Below are 15,556 nucleotides of genomic sequence, written 5' to 3'. Positions count from 1 at the left end.
CCCCACACATATGTTTTGTTTGGGTGTGGCGGAGAGGGCTTTTCTATAACACCACTAGAGGGGGGGGGGGGCGGGGGGGGGCGCGCCCCCCCCCCCCCCCCCCCCCCCCCTTCGCCGTCCCGGCGGTCCCCACCGTCCCGCCGCCATGACAGCCATGACTGCCACGACCGCCACGACCGCCACGATCCAGAGCCACCGGAGACCCCACGTGTCCACGCCGCCCGTCGAGTTCCCCGTCACCTGGGCGCCCCGGCGCACCCGCGCGGTGCTGCTGCCGGTCTGCGCCGTGCTCGTGGCCCTGTTCGTGGTGCTGGCCGTGCTGCTCCCGGCGAACTGGCAGCTCAACGACCGGATCATGATGGTCGCCAGCGGCGTGCTGTTCGCCGCCGTCGGCCTGATGCTGGCCCGCCCCCGGGTGAGCGCGGACGCCGAGGGCGTGACGGTGGTCAACTTCGTCCGCAGCCGTCGGCTGGCCTGGCCGGAGATCGTCCGGGTCAACTTCCGCCAGGGCGACCCGTGGGCCACCCTCGACCTCGCCGACGGCACCTCGCTGGCCGCGGTCGGCATCCAGTCCGGCGTCGGCAAGGACCGGGCGATCGCGGACGCCCGTGCGCTGCGCGACCTGGTCGAGCACCACGCCCGGGCCTGACCCCGCGACGCCCGCACCCCCGGGGTCCAGGCCCCCCGAACCCCGGCCCGGGGCCCCGGCGGGTCCGAACACGCTTCCTACCGTCGCGCCGATATGGTCTACGCTGGTAAAAGTGGGGCAAAACTTCATCCTGCCCCCGGCACGACCTGTACCGCACCGACCAGAGGAGTGACACTCCCCCTCGATGGACGATCCGTCCGGTAGTACCTGCGCCGCCTCGCTTCCGACCCCCGGAAGGCAGGCGGCACTGTGATCACCGCCTGGCTGCTGTTGCTCGCGGCCCTGCTCCTGATCCTCGCCAACGGCCTCTTCGTGGCCGCCGAGTTCGCCTTCGTGACCGCCGACCGCGGCGCGGTGGAACGTTCCGCCGAAGCCGGCGACGTCAAGTCCCGCCGGGTCTCCCGGGCCCTGCGGCACCTGTCCTTCGAACTCTCCGGCGCCCAGCTGGGCATCACCGTCACCTCGCTGGTGGTCGGCATGCTCGCCGAGCCGGCGCTGTCGACCCTGCTCTCGCCCGTGATGTCGGGCATCGGGGTGCCGGACTCGGCCGCCCGCGGTGTCGCCGTGGTGGTCGGCATGGTGCTGGCCACCGTCGTGCAGATGGTGATCGGCGAGCTGGTCCCCAAGAACTGGGCGATCTCCCGCCCGCTCCAGGTGGCCCGCGCGGTCGCCGCCCCGCACATGGCCTTCTCCTTCGCCTGCCGCCCGCTGATCAGCTTCCTGAACGGCGCCGCGGACCGCACCGTCCGGGCCTTCGGCATCGAGCCGCAGGAGGAGCTGGAGCACGCCCGCACCCCGGCCGAGCTGGTCTCGCTGGCCCGGCACTCGGCCAAGGCCGGCGCCATAGACGAGGAGTCGGCGACCCTGTTCGTCCGCACCCTCGGCCTCGGCGAGCTCACCGCCGAGTCCGTGATGACCCCGCGGATCGACGTCGCCGCCCTCCAGCGCGACGCCACCGCCTCCGACGTCATCAACCTGACCCGGGCCACCGGCCTGTCCCGCTTCCCCGTCTACACCGACACCGTGGACGAGATCACCGGCATCGTGACGCTCAAGGACGCCCTCGCCGTCCCGGCCGCCCGCCGCGGCCTGGTCCGGGTCGCCGAGCTGGCCTCGCCGCCGCTGCTGGTGCCCGAGACCCTGCCCGCCGAGCGGTTGCTGGACCAGCTGCGCCGCCTCCAGCCGATGGCCATCGTGGTCGACGAGTACGGCGGCACCGCCGGGGTCGTCACCGTCGAGGACATCGTCGAGGAGATCGTCGGCGAGGTGCAGGACGAGCACGACCCGGAGGACCACCCCGACCTGCTCCAGCTGCCGGCCGTCGACGGCCTGCCCGTCTGGGAGGCGGACGGCCGCGCCCGGCTCGACCAGCTGGAGGCGATCGGCCTGAACGCCCCGGACGGCCCGTACGAGACCCTGGCGGGCCTGGTCTCCGACCTGCTCGGCAAGCTCCCCGAGGTGGGTGAGCAGGCCGAACTGCCCGGCTGGCGGTTCACCGTGACCGGTGTCGACCGGCACCGCACCAGCCAGGTCCGGGTGGAGCGCACCAGCGCGCCCGGCCGGTTCGGCGAGAACGGGGAGGGCGTCCGATGACCGTGCTCCAACTCGCCGTCGCCGTCGTGCTCCTGCTCGGCAACGCGTTCTTCGTCGGCGCGGAGTTCGCCGTCGTCTCGGTGCGCCGCAGCCAGATCGAGCCGCTCGCCGAGGCCGGGCACAAGCGCGCCCGGACGGTGCTGCACGCGCTGTCCAACGTCTCCGCGATGCTGGCCGCCGCCCAACTCGGCATCACCGTCTGCTCGCTGGGTCTCGGTGCGCTCGCCGAGCCGACCATCGCCTCCCTGCTGGAGGGCCCGTTCCACGCGATCGGCGTCCCGTCCGGCCTGATGCACCCGCTCTCGTACGGGATCTCGCTGGCCCTCGTGGTCTTCCTGCACATGGTGATCGGCGAGATGGTGCCGAAGAACATGGCGATGGCCGGCCCGGAGCGGGCCGCGCTGCTGCTCGGCCCGCCGCTGGACCGGCTGGCCCGCTGGCTCGCCCCGGTGATCCGGGCGCTCAACGCCTGCGCCAACGGCGTGCTGCGGCTGTTCCGGGTGGAGGCCAAGGACGAGGTCGAGTCGGTGTTCACCACCGAGCAGCTGATGTACCTGCTGGTCGACTCCCGGGACGCCGGCCTGCTCGACGAGGACCGCCAGGAACGCCTGGAGGACGCCCTGGAGCTGGGCCGCCGCCCGGTCACCGACGTCCTGCTGCGGCCCGAGCAGCTGGTCACCGTGGACCCGAAGGCGACCGCCGCCGAGGTCGAGGAGCTCGCCCTGCGCACCGGCTTCTCGCGCTTCCCGGTCACCGACGGGGACCCGGCCGGCCACGGCTACCTGGGCTACCTCCACCTCAAGGACATCCTCGACGTGGACGACCCGTCGGCGCCCGTCCCGGCCCGGCTGTGGCGGCCGATCACGGTGCTGCGCGGCAGCCTCCCGCTGGACGACGCCCTCGGCGCGATGCGCCGGGCCACCTGCCACCTGGCCGCCGTGCTGGACCAGGACGGCCGCACGGTCGGCGTGGTGATGCTGGAGGACGTCCTGGAGGAACTGGTCGGCGAGATGCACGACCCGGACCACCGGACGACCGCCTAGCCTCGGGAAGCACCCGAAGGCCCCCATCCGGCGACGCCTGTCCGCCGAGGGCGAATCTGCCCACAGCAGGCAACGGTTCCCCTGCCGGCCACCCTCGGAGGAGGGTGGTCGGCATGAGACTCCTGCTGCTGGGTGGAACGAAGTTCGTCGGACGGGCCGTCGCCGAGGAGGCGCTGGCCAGGGGCTGGGAGGTGACGGCCCTCAACCGCGGCACGCAGCCCGCGCCCGAGGGCGTCCGGGTGCTGCGGGGCGACCGCACCGCCGAGGACGGCCTCGCCGCGCTCGGCACGGGGGAGTGGGACGCGGTGGTGGACACCTGGTCCTGGGCCCCGGCGGCGGTGCGCGACAGCGCCCGGCGGCTGAACGGCCGGGTCGGCCACTACGCGTACGTCTCCAGCCGCTCGGTGTACGACCACCCGCTGCGCGCCGGGGCCGACGAGAGCGCACCGGTGGTCGACTCAGCCCCGGACCTCACCGGTGAGGTGGGCTACGCGGAGGCCAAGCGCGGCGCCGAACTGGCCCTGGAGGCGGAGTACGGCGGGCGCGCCCTGCTGGTCCGCGCCGGACTGATCCTCGGCCCGTACGAGGACATCGGCCGGCTGCCCTGGTGGCTGAACCGGATCGCCCGGGGCGGCCCGGTGCTCGCTCCCGGCCCGCGCGAGCTGCCGCTGCAGTACATCGACGGCCGCGACCTCGCCGCCTGGACCCTGGACGCGGTGGCGGCCCGGCTGGGCGGGCCGTACAACGTGGTCAGCCCGGCCGGCCACACCACCATGGGCGGGCTGCTGGAGGCCTGCGTCGGGGCCACCGGCTCGGACGCCGAGCTGCGCTGGACCGACCCGGAGCGGATCCTGGCGGCCGGTGTGCAGCCCTGGACGGAGCTGCCGGTCTGGCTGGCGCCCGGTGAGCTCTACGACTTCCTGCACGGCGCCTCGGTCGCCCGAGCCGTCGACGCCGGGCTGCGCTGCCGCCCGGTCGCCGAGACGGTCGAGGACACCTGGGCCTGGCTGCGGTCGATCGGCGGCGAGGCCCCGCAGCGCGCCGACCGGCCGGGGGTCGGACTCGACCCGGAGCGCGAGGCGGAGCTGCTCAGGGGCTGATGCCCGGTGGGGGAGCCGGTCGTCAGCCCCGGCCGTCGATCAGCTCCCCGTACGCCTGCACCAGGTCCGGCAGCCGCAGCGTCGCCAGGTCCTCCCGGCCCGGCGCCACGCGCAGCAGCGAGAGCCGCAGGTCCCGGTAGGCGCAGGACTTCTCGTACAGGGTGCGGATGAACCGGCCGTTGCCCAGCTCGTCGATCCAGCCCTCGCGCACCACGTGGGTGCAGATGCTGGCCAGCTCCTCGGCCGCGTCCTCGTCCCAGCCGTCGCCGTCCCGGCCGGCCAGCGCCGCGCCGATCGCGGTCAGTTCGTTCGGCCGGTAGCTGGGGAAGTCGACCCGGGTGGTGAAGCGGGAGTTGAGGCCGGGGTTGGTGGCGAGCAGCCGGTTCATCCCCTCCGGGTAGCCGGCCAGGATCACCACCAGCCGGTCCCGGTTGTCCTCGGCCCGCTTGAGCAGCACCTGGAGCGCCTCGTCGCCGTAGGCGTCGCCCTTGGTGTAGCCGGAGTTGGAGAGGCTGTACGCCTCGTCGATGAACAGCACGCCGTCCAGCGCGGAGTCGATCAGCTCGTTCGCCTTGACGGCGGTCTGGCCGAGGAACTCGCCCACCAGGTCCGCGCGTTGGGCCTCCACCAGGTGGTCGCCGGAGAGCAGTCCGAGGGCGTGGAAGACCCGGCCGAGGATCCGTGCCACGGTGGTCTTGCCGGTGCCGGACGGGCCGGAGAAGACGAAGTGCCGCTTCGGCGGCTGGACCGGCAGCCCCTGCTCGGCCCGCAGCCTCGACATCCTCAACTGGGCCGAGAGCGCCCTGACTTGGCGCTTGACCGGCTCCAGGCCGACCATCAGCGAGAGTTCGGCCAGGGCTGCGTCCAACTCCCGTTCGTTGCCGGCGGTCCGGGGCGGCGGAGCGGCGGCGGTGCGGGGCTGGGCCTCGCCGCGCACCGGCAGCGGCGGTGCGGCGGGGCCGGCCGGGGCGCCCGAACCCGAGCGTTCGCCGGCCGCCTGGGGTGCGCCGTCCGCGGCGGCGGGGTCCGGTTCCGGCGCGGTGAGCGGGCCGTCCACGAGGGTCGCGTCCACCGCGGGCCCGCCGCCGACCGGGGCGCCGCCGACCGGGGCGGTGCCGGTGCCGAACTCGGCGTCGTAGAGCTGCCCTTCGGCGTAGCCGGGGTCCTCCTGGTAGCCCGTCCCACCGCCCGCCCCGGCTCCCTCCGGACCCACGCCGTCGAGGCCGCTCCCGTCCAGCCCGACGCCCTCCAGCCCGGCCCCGTCGAGGCCGCCGCCGTCCAGCCCGGCCCCGTCGAGCCCGCCCCCGTCGAGCCCGACGCCGTCCGGGCCGAAGCCGTCCAGCCCGCCGGAGCGCCCGTCCGCGAGCAGCCCGTCCGCGAGCGCGTCCTCGGCCGAGATGGCCGTCAGCCGGGCCGAGGTGTCCATGAACGCCGGGTCCGCCCGGTGCACCGCCCGGTAGAGCGGCAGCGCCGCGGCGCTGCGCCCGGCCCCCTCGTAGGCCCGGGCCAGCCAGTAGCGCAGCTCCTTGCGCTGCGGCTGCTCGGAGCGGCAGCGGGCCAGTGAGGCGGCCAGCGGGGCCTGCGCCTGGGCGCACATGTCCAGCCGCACCCGGGCCATGCCGGCGAAGAGCCCGGCCTCGATGCCCAGCAGCGGGTCGTCCAGCAGCCGGTCGGTGTCCCGGATCAACTGCTCCCAGTCCTTGAGCAGGTAGGACCGGCAGGCGTACAGGAACTGCGCGGACGGGTCCTCGCTGGGGGCCGGGCACTGCTCCAACGCCCGGTCCAGCTCGGCCAGGTGGCGGCCGTCCAGCCAGTGCGAGGCGTGCGCCAGCGCGAGGTCGCGGGCGTCCTCCAGCACCGGCTGCACCCACCACCCCAGCCAGTACCAGGAGCTGAGCGGGCGGCGGTGCAGCCGCCGCTGCTCGCCGAAGCGGTTCTGGTTGCGGTACATGGCGAGCAGGGCGGCCGAGGTGTCGCTGCGCAGCGCGTGCAGGCCGAGCCAGGCGTCGGCCATGCCGGGGTCCAGCCGGACGGCCGCCCGGAACTCCTCCTCGGCCCGGGCGTAGGCACCGGCGGTGTAGGCGTCCATGGCCCGCAGCCAGGCCCGGTCGGCGAGCCGGTCCGGGCCGCCCGCCGTGCTGTCGGAACTGTCGACCGTCGTCACTCACGCCCCCCGCGGTGTGGCCCGGGGCTCGGCCGGCGGATCGCCTGTACGCAGCCGGGCCGGTGGTCGTCGAGCCCCCGGGGCGCATATGCGCCTACCGGGAATCGTACCGGCGCGGGGCTGATCCGGAAGGGTGCCGCACAGGGTCAAATGCGATCGCGCACACGGTGGTTGGGCGGCCGGATGGCCGAAAAACCGCTGACCGGGGGGCTGGGGGAGGGGACCGGACGGCGCTCCCGGCTCACGGGGGAACAAGTCGGGAGCGCCGGGTCCGAAGCGGCCGGAACGGTGGGTTCCGGCGACTGAGGAGAACCTAAGTCCTGGTGATGTCGCAGGTCAAGGGCTTAGTTGAAGGTTCACCGACGGTGCTCGGCACGATCCGCCCGGTCACCCCGTCGACCCTGGTGGCGGCGTGCGGACGGCTCGGGTCGGCGGCGAAGTGCGCCGCCTCCGCGCGGGCCCAACCCGCCCAGAACGCGGCGAGTTCCGGCCCGTCCCGCTCCTCGCCGCGCCGACGGGCCGCAGCGGCCTCCAGCTCCATCCAGATCACCCGGGCCAGCCACGGCCGCACCTCGCGGCGCCCCGCGCCGACCCCCTCCACCAGCACCACCGGGGCGAGCGGCACCCGGGCGGTGCCGGCGAAACGGCGCAGCGTCCAGTCGTACACCCGGTGCTCGGCGTCGCGGCCGGCCGCCAGCGGCTCCAGCACCTGCTCGCGCAGCCGCCCGGTCCAGTCGAAGAGCTCGGTGTGGGTGGCCAGGTCGTCGAGGTGGACCACCGGTGCGCCGCCGAGCGCTGCCGCCAGCCGCCCGGCGAAGGTCGTCTTGCCGGAGCCCGCGTGCCCGTCCACCGCGACCAGCCGCACCGGCCCGCAGGAGGGCGGCAGCGCCCGCAGCTCCCGGACCAGCCCGGTCAGCGGGTCGGCGGGAGCGGGCGGACGGGAGGAGGGGGCGGTTCCGGATGCAGCCACAACGTCAACCCTACGGTGCCGTAGCCCACCACTGCGGACAGATCATCTGTGCAGGTCGTGACGGCAGCGCGGGTTTCGGGCATACTCGCCTTCGCCACGCCTGTGAACGGCCGTTCACCGCAACCCGGTGCCGGTCGGGCCGACCTGCCACACCCGCGCCGGACCACCCGCCACCCCGGGCCGGCGCCCGATCGAGGAGGCGACCCTCGCCATGACCCCGTCCCCCGTGAAAGCCGTGGAGCGCCAGCTGCCCAGCGAGGAGGCCCGCGAGCTGCTGAGCCTCACCCGGGACCTGGTCCAGCGCGAGCTCCAGCCGCGCGCGGCGGAGGACGAGGCCGCGGACCGCTTCCCCCGGGAGGTCTTCCGCACCCTCGGCGAGGCCGGCCTGCTCTCCCTCCCGTACGACGAGAAGTACGGCGGCGGCGAGCAGCCCTACGAGGTGTACCTCCAGGTCCTGGAGGAGCTCGCCGCGGGCTGGCTGGCGGTGGGCCTCGGCGTCAGCGTGCACACCCTGTCCTGCCACGCGCTGGCCACCTTCGGCAACGACGAGCAGCGCGAGACGTGGCTGCCCGGCATGCTCTCCGGCGAACAGCTCGGCGCCTACTGCCTCTCCGAGCCGCAGTCCGGCTCCGACGCGGCGGCCCTGCGCACCCGCGCCGACCTCGACGGGGACGAGTACGTCGTCAACGGCACCAAGGCGTGGATCACCCACGGCGGCCAGGCCGACTTCTACAGCGCCCTGGTACGCACCGGGGTGGACGGCCCCAAGGGCATCAGCTGCCTGCTCGTGCCCGGCGCCCAGCAGGGCCTGTCGGCCGCGCCGCCGGAGCACAAGATGGGCATGCGTTCCTCGCCGACCGCCCAGCTGCACTTCGACGGTGCCCGGGTGCCCCGCGAGCGGCTGGTCGGGGAGGAGGGCCAGGGCTTCCAGATCGCGCTCGCCGCGCTGGACTCCGGCCGCCTCGGCATCGCCGCCTGTGCCGTCGGCGTCGCCCAGGCCGCGCTCGACCTCGCCGTCGACTACGCCCGCACCCGGCGCCAGTTCGGCCGCCCGATCGCGGACTTCCAGGGCCTGTCCTTCATGCTCGCCGACATGGCCACCCAGATCGAGGCCGGGCGGTCGCTCTACCTCGCCGCCGCGCGGCTGCGGGACGCGGGCCGGCCGTTCTCCAAGGAGGCGGCGATGGCCAAGCTGTTCTGCACCGACGCCGCGATGCGGGTGACCACCGACGCCGTCCAGGTGCTCGGCGGCTACGGCTACACCCAGGACTTCCCGGCCGAGCGCTACATGCGCGAGGCCAAGGTGCTGCAGATCGTCGAGGGCACCAACCAGATCCAGCGCCTGGTGATCGGCCGCCACCTCACCAAGGGCTGAGCCGAGGCGGGCCCGGAGCCCGGCCCGGTGCCGAAGCCCGGCTCGGGGGCCGCGGCCTCCCCGATACGGCCCCCGGCCGTCACTCCAGGGTGCGGAGTGACGACCGGGGGCAATTCTTTGATCAGGCGTCAACTCGCCTGCTGCCGCAGGTAATCAGCGCCGCGCGAGCCGCCGGCGCTGCTCCGGGATGGTGGCGAGCGGGACGGCCGAGGCGACCGCCCGCCCGGCCTTGGCCGGGGTGGCGACACCGCCGCCCGCGCTGCGCACCGGGCGGTGCACCGGTGCGTGCGAGAACGGCTGGGTGCGCCAGTCGAGCCCGCTCGGCAGCTTGCACAGCGCCTCGAACCCGGTCGGTTCGGCGTCCTCCCGGGTCTCCGCCTCGGCCAGGTCGTCGGTCAGGGTGCCCGAGCCGGGGCAGATCGCGGGGGCGAAGGGGTTCCAGGCCGTCGGCAGCAGTGCGTGCTGCGGCAGTTGCTCCTCGTCCGCCACCAGGGCGATCGGGCGGCGGCACTCGGGGCAGTGGACCCGGAAGATGTCCCAGGTCTCGGCGTCGCCGGGGTCGGTGCCCGGCGCGTGGTCGACCGCGAGGTCGTCGCGGCCGGACAGATCGTCGGTCTCGTCGAGAGCCAGCACGCGCTGGTCGGTAGCAGGCATGGAGATCCCCCTAGGATCGGGCCCGGCGTGGTCGCTCTGGGGCCACAACCAGCACTTCCCTGCGACTCGGGCTCATAACCCTGCGGACTTGCGCACCGTGATGCACCGGGTGTGTCCTTGGCCACACCGCCCGCCACATTCACCAGGCACATGCCCGTGCGACACCTGCGGTCCGACCCCGTGCAACCACCGTGCGCCCCCCGTGCTCCCCGAGCGGGTAGGTTTGCGCACCGTGGAGGATCTCGACCAACGCATCGTCCAGCTGCTCCTAGAGGACGGCCGGATGAGCTACACGGACCTGGGCAAGGCCACCGGCCTGTCCACCTCGGCGGTGCACCAGCGGGTGCGCCGCCTCGAACAGCGCGGGGTGATCCGCGGCTACACCGCGATCGTCGACCCCGACGCCGTCGACCTGGCGCTGACCGCGTTCATCTCGGTCAAGCCCTTCGACCCCAGCGCCCCGGACGACACCCCGGAGAGACTGGCCGGCCTGCCCGAGATCGAGGCCTGCCACAGCGTCGCCGGCGACGAGAACTACATCCTCAAGGTCCGGGTCGGCGCCCCGGGCGACCTGGAGGACCTGCTGGCGCGGATCCGCAGCGCCGCCGGAGTGTCCACCCGCACCACGGTGGTGCTCTCCACCCCCTACGAGGCACGACCCCCGAAGATCTGAGCGCGAACCGGCGGGGTGCAGACTTGGGCGCATGACCGAACGCACCTCCCGGACCGTCCTGCTGCGCGGCGGCGCCGTCTACAGCCCCGCCGACCCCTTCGCCACCGCGATGCTCGTGGAGGGCGGGCACATCGCCTGGGTCGGCAGCGACGGCGCCGCCGAGGCGTACGCCGCGACCGCCGACGAGATCGTCGAGCTGGACGGCGCCCTGGTCACCCCCGCCTTCGTCGACGCCCATGTGCACGCCACCTCCACCGGGCTGGCGCTCACCGGCCTCGACCTCACCGGCAGCCCCTCGCTGGCCGCCGCGCTGGCCGCCGTCACCGCCTTCGTCGAGGCGCAGCCGGAGACCGGCGGGGTGCTGATCGGCCACGGCTGGGACGAGACCGGCTGGCCCGAGAACCGCCCGCCCACGCGCGCCGAACTCGACGCGGCCGCCCGCGGCGCGGCGCTCTACCTCTCCCGCACCGACGTCCACTCCGCGCTCGCCACCACCGCGCTGCGCACCCTCACCGAGGACCTCACCGAGCGCCCCGGCCACCACGCCGACGGCCCGCTCACCAAGGACGCCCACCACGCCGTCCGGCAGACCGCGCTGGCGCACCTCACCCCCGAGCAGCGCCGCCGCGCCCAGCGCGCCACCCTGGCCCGCGCCGCCGAGCTCGGCATCGGCGCCCTGCACGAGTGCGCCGGCCCGGAGATCTCCTCCGAGGCCGACCTCGCCGCGCTGCTGGAGCTGGCCGCCGAGGGCGAGGGCCCCGAGGTCTTCGGCTACTGGGGCGAGCTGGGCGGCATCGAGACCGCCCGCCGGCTCGGCGCGGTGGGCGCCGGCGGCGACCTCTTCGTGGACGGCGCGCTCGGCTCGCACACCGCCTGCCTGCACGCCCGGTACGCCGACGCCGAGCACACCGGCACCGCCTACCTGACCGCCGAGCAGGTCGCCGACCACGTCGCCGCCTGCACCGAGGCCGGACTGCAGGCCGGTTTCCACGCGATCGGCGACGCGGCGCTCGCCGCCGTGATCGAGGGCGTGCGCACGGCCGGGGAGCGGGCCGGCGCCGACCGGGTCAAGGCGCTGCGCCACCGCGTCGAGCACGCCGAGGCCCTGGACGACAAGGCGATCGCGGCCTTCGGCGAACTCGGCCTCACCGCCTCCGTCCAGCCCGCCTTCGACGCCGCCTGGGGCGGCCCGGAGGGCATGTACGCGCAGCGCCTGGGCGCCGAGCGGGCGGCCGGCCTCAACCCGTACGCGGCCCTGCTGCGGGCCGGTGTCCCGCTGGCCTTCGGCTCGGACGCCCCGGTCACCCCGCTCGACCCCTGGGGTACCGTCCGCGCCGCGGCCTTCCACCGGACCCTGGAGCACCGGATCTCGGTCCGCGCCGCCTTCACCGCCCACACCCGCGGCGGCTGGCGCGCGATCGGCCGCGACCACGACGGCGTGCTGGTGCCCGGCGCGGTCGCCAACTACGCGCTCTGGGCCGCCGACGAGCTGGTCGTCCAGGCCCCGGACTCCCGGGTGGCGGGCTGGTCCACCGACCCGCGCTCCGGCACCCCCGGCCTGCCCGACCTCACCCCGGGCCACGAACTCCCGCTCTGCCTGCGCACGGTGGTCCGCGGCCGCACCGTGTACGAGCGGTAACACCGTGCACGAGCGGTAATTCGGGTGATCGGTGGGCGGCCGCCCTCGTAGGGTGCCGACCATGACCGAGATCGTCCCCGCCGACTTCACCGTCCCGCGCGAGCTGCTCGCCCCGGAGTTCCGCCTGGAACCCCTGGGCGAGCAGCACAACGCCTCCGACCACGCCGCCTGGACAGGCAGTACGGCACACATCCGCGCCACCCCCGGCTGGGCCGGCCGCGGCTGGCCGCCCGCCGACGGCATGCCCCTGGCGGACAACCTCGCGGGCCTGCGCCGGCACGCCGCCGACTTCGAGGCCCGCCGGGGCTTCACCTACACCGTCCTGGAGCCGGACCGGGGCGAGGTGATCGGCTGCGTGTACATCTACCCGGACCGCGAGGACGCCTCCGTGGTCTCGGTCAGCTCCTGGGTCCGCGCCGACCGCGCCGAGCTGGACGCCCCGCTGTACCGCGCCGTCTCCGCCTGGCTCACCGACCACTGGCCGCTGGGGCGCTTCCACTACGCGGAGCGCTGACCCCACCACCCCCCCCGAACCGGCCCAGCACCCTGACCTCACGCGCCCGCGACGTTCCGGGGTACCTTCTTCGCACAGCGTCCGAACAGCAAGCCCCAGGAAGATGGTGCGCCGGTGGCCATGCCCGTCACCCAGGAGCGGTCCGGGACCGCTCCCGAGCAGCCGGAACCGGCCCCGACCCCCGGCCGCCTCGCCCGCGCCCTCGCCAAGGTCCGGGCCGGCCTGCCGCGCACCGGCCTCGCCGCGCTGTCCGGCCTGCTGCTCGCGTTCGCCTTCCCGCCGTACGACCTCTGGCCGCTGTCGCTGCTGGGCGTCGCCGCGCTGTCGCTGCTCACCCGCGGCCGCACCTTCCGCCAGGGCGCCTGGACGGGCTTCGCCTTCGGCTTCCCGTTCTTCCTGATGCTGCTCAGCTGGCTGCGGGTGGTCGGCTGGGACGCGACCGTCGGCCTGTCGGTGATCGAGGCGCTGTTCCTGGCCCTGCTCGGCGGGGCGCTGGCGCTCACCTCCCGGCTGCCCGGCTGGGCGTTCTGGGCGGCCGCCCTGTGGGTCACCCAGGAGTGGGCGCGCGACCGGCTGCCGCTTGGCGGCTTCCCCTGGGGCCGGCTGGCCTTCGCCAACACCGCGACGCCGTACACCCCGCTGGCCGCCCTCGGCGGCGCGCCGCTGGTGACCTTCGCCGTCGCCCTGTCCGGCACCCTGCTCGCCTGGGCCGCGCTGCGCCTGCGCGGGCCGGGCCGGGCCCCGAAGGCGGCCGCGCTGGCGGCGCTCGGCGCGGTGGCCGCGCTGCTGGCCGGCTACCTCGTCCCGGTGCCCACCGCCGCGGCCGACACCGTGAAGGTCGCCATCGTCCAGGGCAACGTGCCCAACCCGGGCATGGACTTCCTCGGCCGCCCGATGATGGTGCTCAACAACCACGCCTCGGCCACCGAGCGCCTGGCCGCCGACGTGCAGGCGGGCAAGGTCCCGCGCCCCGACGTGGTGATCTGGCCGGAGAACTCCTCCGACCTGGACCCGTTCAGCGACCCGCTGGCCCGCCAGCGCATCGACGAGGCGGTCAAGGCCGTCGGCGTGCCCACCCTGGTCGGCACCCTGGTGGACGGCCCGGACGCGCAGCACGTCCAGAACGAGGGCATCGTCTGGGACCCGGCCACCGGCCCCGGCGCCTCCTACACCAAGCAGCACCCCGTCCCGTTCGGCGAGTACGTGCCGTTCCGGGCCCAGCTGATGAAGGTGATCACCCGCCTCCAGCGGGTCGCCCGCGACTTCTACCCCGGCGACCACAACGGCGTGATGCAGCTCGGCCCGGCGCGGATCGGCGACGTGATCTGCTTCGAGGTGGCCTACGACGAGATCGTCCGGGACACGGTGGACAGCGGCGCCCGGGTCCTGGTCGTCCAGACCAACAACGCGACCTACGCCGAGACCGGCCAGCCCGAGCAGCAGCTGGCGATGAGCCGGCTGCGCGCGGTCGAGCACGGCCGGGCCGTGCTGATCGCCGCCACCAGCGGCATCAGCGCCGTGATCGCCCCGGACGGCACCGTCGAGCAGCGCACCCGGGAGCTGACCCCGGCCGAGCTGTCCGCCACCGTCCCGCTGCGCGACGGCACCACGGTCGCCGACGAGGTCGGCTCCGCCCCGGAGTGGACGCTGGCCGTCGGCGGCCTGCTGGCCTGCGCCGCCGCCCTGCTGGTCGGCCGCCGCCGGAAGGCCGTGGACGGAACGCTCCACGGAACACCGGCCGCCGCGGAATCGTTGGACCAGGTGGTGCCGTAGCCGGCCCGGACCTCCCGTGCGGCGCGCAGAGCACCGCTTGGAGTGGATCCGTACCGTGACCCAGCAAGCTACCCCCGCCCGTCCGGCCCCGCGTAGCAGGCTGCGCCGGGTGCTGCCGCTGCTGTTCACCGCCTGGCTGGTGCTGGAGATCTGGCTGCTGGTGCAGGTCGCCTCCTGGCTCGGCGGCCTCACCGTCCTGCTGCTGCTCATCGCCGGCGCGGTGATCGGCGGCTCGCTGATCAAGCGGGCCGGGCTCAAGGCCCTGTCGGCGGCGATCGAGCAGAGCAAGAACCCGCAGTCCGAGCAGCCGCAGACCGGCACCAGCATGACCGTGGGGGCCGGGCTGCTGCTGATCGTGCCGGGCTTCCTGTCCGACCTGGTCGCCCTGACCCTGCTGTTCCCGCCGACCCGGGCGCTGTGGCGGGTGGCGGGCCGCCGGATCGCGGACAAGGCGATGCGCAGCACCTCCGCCGTGGGCGCCGACGCGTTCGCGGACGCGATGCGGCTGCAGGAGCAGATGCGCATCCACCGCCCGGACGGCAAGGTCGTCCAGGGCGAGGTGGTCGACCCGGAGACCGGTCCGCGCGGACCGCAGGGTCCCGACACCACCTACCGCCCGCCGATCTCCGGCTGACGCCCGCTGCTCCGGCACCCACTGCTCCGGACAACGCGAACTGCTCCGGACAACGCGAAAGGGACCCTGGTGACCAGGGTCCCTTTTCGCGTCCTCCCGCCTGCGGCGGGAGCGAGATGGGTCAGGCGCTCTTGCGGGTGTCACGCGGGTGCACCGCGAGGTTCATCCCGCCGGAGCGGAGCACGGCCAGCCGCTCGGCCAGCACCTCCTCCAGCTCCTCGCGCGTCCGGCGCTCCATCAGCATGTCCCAATGGGTGCGCGTGGGCTTGGTCTTCTTCTCCTCAGGCTCGTCACCGTCGAGGAGAACCGCCTCCTGGCCGCAGAAGCGGCATTCCCAGGCCTGAGGGATCTCCGCCTCGACCGAGAAAGGAACCTCGAATCGGTGTCCGTTCTGACATGCGTACTCGACGGTCTGGCGCGGAGCCAGATCGATACCACGGTCGGTCTCGTAGCTAGTGGCCCCGAGTCGCGTGCCGCGGAGAGCTCGCTCGCTCATGAATCGTGCCTCCCGGGCTTAATGGCCCACAGGACTAGTGGTCGCTGTTCTGGTCGCTGTTCTTCGTCGTTCGGTCAACGCTCGGCTTCCGACGAAGATTCCCGTCCCGGGACATGCGTCGTCTGTCGTGCCGCCCCTGTTTGTACCCACCGTCGCCCGATTTGTCACATCTGGCCGGTGATATCACCCCAGGTGTCACCAATTTCACATCTGGTGATCGTGCGGACTTTCTGTGACGAGCGTACCGGTCGGCGATTCCGCGGCGCCGGTCGCCCCCGC

General features: G+C 74.3%; 14 protein-coding genes. 10 read left to right on the top strand and 4 right to left on the bottom strand.

Annotated elements, in window-relative coordinates; all coding sequences use genetic code 11:
- Nucleotides 1–208: 208 nt before the first annotated feature.
- The 4 genes from ACFWXO_RS02060 (at nucleotide 209) to ACFWXO_RS02045 (ending at nucleotide 4,385) form a co-directional block, all read left to right on the top strand.
- A complete protein-coding gene (locus ACFWXO_RS02060) occupies nucleotides 209–649 on the top strand; it encodes a PH domain-containing protein (protein ID WP_380521394.1) in 441 nt (146 codons plus the stop codon).
- 249 nt (nucleotides 650–898) lie between these two features.
- Nucleotides 899–2,242: a hemolysin family protein gene (locus tag ACFWXO_RS02055; protein ID WP_375883919.1), complete on the top strand. Its 1,344-nt coding sequence runs from the start codon at nucleotides 899–901 to the stop codon at nucleotides 2,240–2,242.
- Nucleotides 2,239–3,285 carry a hemolysin family protein gene (locus ACFWXO_RS02050; RefSeq protein WP_375883921.1) on the top strand — a complete coding sequence of 349 codons (1,047 nt, stop codon included), beginning with the start codon at nucleotides 2,239–2,241 and terminating at the stop codon, nucleotides 3,283–3,285. Before ACFWXO_RS02055 ends, ACFWXO_RS02050 begins: the two co-directional genes overlap by 4 nt.
- A 113-nt stretch (nucleotides 3,286–3,398) precedes the next feature.
- Nucleotides 3,399–4,385: an NAD-dependent epimerase/dehydratase family protein gene (locus ACFWXO_RS02045; protein WP_380521391.1), complete on the top strand. Its 987-nt coding sequence runs from the start codon at nucleotides 3,399–3,401 to the stop codon at nucleotides 4,383–4,385.
- Between the two features lie 22 nt (nucleotides 4,386–4,407).
- Here ACFWXO_RS02045 and ACFWXO_RS02040 read toward each other — a convergent pair whose 3' ends face one another.
- A complete protein-coding gene (locus ACFWXO_RS02040; RefSeq protein ID WP_380521630.1) occupies nucleotides 4,408–6,474 on the bottom strand; it encodes an AAA family ATPase in 2,067 nt (688 codons plus the stop codon).
- Nucleotides 6,475–6,862: 388 nt separating this feature from the next.
- Nucleotides 6,863–7,519: a uridine kinase gene (locus tag ACFWXO_RS02035; protein ID WP_375883927.1), complete on the bottom strand. Its 657-nt coding sequence runs from the start codon at nucleotides 7,517–7,519 to the stop codon at nucleotides 6,863–6,865.
- 211 nt (nucleotides 7,520–7,730) lie between these two features.
- Between ACFWXO_RS02035 and ACFWXO_RS02030 the strand changes: the two genes are divergently transcribed.
- The gene (locus ACFWXO_RS02030) at nucleotides 7,731–8,894 is read left to right on the top strand and encodes an acyl-CoA dehydrogenase family protein (protein WP_380521388.1); all 1,164 of its coding nucleotides are present in this window, start codon (nucleotides 7,731–7,733) and stop codon (nucleotides 8,892–8,894) included.
- 153 nt (nucleotides 8,895–9,047) lie between these two features.
- Here ACFWXO_RS02030 and ACFWXO_RS02025 read toward each other — a convergent pair whose 3' ends face one another.
- A complete protein-coding gene (locus ACFWXO_RS02025) occupies nucleotides 9,048–9,548 on the bottom strand; it encodes a hypothetical protein (protein ID WP_380521384.1) in 501 nt (166 codons plus the stop codon).
- A 232-nt stretch (nucleotides 9,549–9,780) separates the two neighbouring features.
- On the opposite strand from ACFWXO_RS02025, the gene ACFWXO_RS02020 reads away from it, so the two are divergent.
- The 5 genes from ACFWXO_RS02020 to fxsA all read left to right on the top strand — a co-directional run bounded on the left by ACFWXO_RS02020 (nucleotide 9,781) and on the right by fxsA (nucleotide 14,781).
- On the top strand, nucleotides 9,781–10,221 hold the full coding sequence (locus tag ACFWXO_RS02020) for an Lrp/AsnC family transcriptional regulator (protein WP_218200145.1): 441 nt from the start codon (nucleotides 9,781–9,783) through the stop codon (nucleotides 10,219–10,221).
- A gap of 31 nt (nucleotides 10,222–10,252) precedes the next feature.
- Nucleotides 10,253–11,860 (top strand): amidohydrolase, encoded by a 1,608-nt coding sequence (locus ACFWXO_RS02015; RefSeq protein WP_380521380.1) that lies wholly within the window; start codon nucleotides 10,253–10,255, stop codon nucleotides 11,858–11,860.
- Between the two features lie 61 nt (nucleotides 11,861–11,921).
- Nucleotides 11,922–12,374 (top strand): N-acetyltransferase, encoded by a 453-nt coding sequence (locus ACFWXO_RS02010; RefSeq protein ID WP_380521378.1) that lies wholly within the window; start codon nucleotides 11,922–11,924, stop codon nucleotides 12,372–12,374.
- 120 nt (nucleotides 12,375–12,494) lie between these two features.
- Nucleotides 12,495–14,147, top strand: a complete 1,653-nt coding sequence (gene lnt, locus ACFWXO_RS02005) for an apolipoprotein N-acyltransferase (protein WP_380521376.1) — start codon at nucleotides 12,495–12,497, stop codon at nucleotides 14,145–14,147.
- 55 nt (nucleotides 14,148–14,202) lie between these two features.
- Nucleotides 14,203–14,781 (top strand): FxsA family membrane protein, encoded by a 579-nt coding sequence (fxsA, locus tag ACFWXO_RS02000; RefSeq protein WP_380521374.1) that lies wholly within the window; start codon nucleotides 14,203–14,205, stop codon nucleotides 14,779–14,781.
- Nucleotides 14,782–14,902: 121 nt separating this feature from the next.
- Here fxsA and ACFWXO_RS01995 read toward each other — a convergent pair whose 3' ends face one another.
- Entirely contained in the window at nucleotides 14,903–15,277 is a 375-nt protein-coding gene (locus tag ACFWXO_RS01995) for an RNA polymerase-binding protein RbpA (protein ID WP_350506367.1), read from the bottom strand.
- Nucleotides 15,278–15,556: the final 279 nt, after the last annotated feature.

It is taken from the genome of Kitasatospora sp. NPDC059088 (genome assembly GCF_042738155.1).
Taxonomy (GTDB): Bacteria; Actinomycetota; Actinomycetes; order Streptomycetales; family Streptomycetaceae; genus Kitasatospora.
Note: the sequence above shows the minus strand (reverse complement) of the source record. Positions and strands in the feature narration are given on the sequence as shown.